We start from the raw sequence: 1,057 nt of genomic DNA, 5'->3' as shown, positions 1-1,057 counted from the left end.
CGAGACACTCGGGCGCACGTTCGAGGCACCGGAGATTACCCGAGATATCGATACCGACCTGCTGTCGGCGTTCAACTCCACGGAGACGCGCGAAGTGAACGCCGACTCGGCAGTCGTCTCAGACCCGGTGTTGTACATCAACGAGACGAGCGCGGAGTGGGGCGAAGCGACCGAAGACCGCACGGCGCTCGAACTCACGTTCGTCGTCCACAACCCCAAACCGTACCCCGTCGCCGTCTCGGAACTGGGGTACAATATCTCGATGAACGACGTAGACGTGGGCGAGGGAACGACGGAGTCCGGGTACGTCATCCCGGCGGAGTCCACCAAGACTATCGAAGCCACGACGTACATCGAAAACGAGAACCTCGACGAGTGGTGGGTGACGCACCTCGAACGGAATCAGACCACGGACCTCCGCATCGACTTCTACGCGAAACTCGACGCGGCCGGGACGACGTTTACTGTCCCGCTCGACCCGCTAACCTACGAGAAGACGTTCGAGACGGACATCTTCGGCACCAAGGCCGAGTCTGGCACCAGCACGTCGGCGGACTCGTCGTCCCAGACCGACTCCTCGGGTGAATCGACCACGACGCAGTCTCGAGAGACGACGACCGAGCAGCGTGACACGACGACTACCGACTCTGGTTCGACCACTGAAACGGCGACTGCGAGTCCAACGCCGACATCCACGCCGACACCGACACCCACGCCGACACCGACCCCAACTCCGACTCCCTCACCAACACCGACGACCACAGCCTCGGGTGGAACGACGACTGACGACGGATTGTTGTAATTCGTCGGCCGTCACCGACGAACCGTCGGTGGTTTCTGTCTCAGCCGACAACTCTTTATTTGGGGCCACGATAGCACTGTGTATGACGCGGAGTACCCACGCTCCTGATCGAGTTCTTCTCCCGTGATGAGAACCCTGTGACCGTCGAGAGCGACGACGAAACCATCGTCCTCACTATCGGCGGCCAGACCTGTGAACTGTCCCGCGACGCCGCTGCCGACCTCCAGGAAGCCATCGGCTCGGCGCTGACCGAGA

The 1,057-nt window shown here is 61.7% G+C and carries 1 protein-coding gene; it reads left to right on the top strand.

What is annotated here, in order from left to right; genetic code table 11:
* Positions 1–802, top strand: an 802-nt coding sequence (locus AUR66_RS18475) for an LEA type 2 family protein (protein WP_197409874.1), incomplete at its 5' end; no start/stop codon positions are given.
* Positions 803–1,057 lie beyond the last annotated feature (255 nt).

The organism is Haloferax profundi (genome assembly GCF_001469865.1).
Lineage (GTDB): Archaea > Halobacteriota > Halobacteria > Halobacteriales > Haloferacaceae > Haloferax > Haloferax profundi.
Note: the sequence above shows the minus strand (reverse complement) of the source record. Positions and strands in the feature narration are given on the sequence as shown.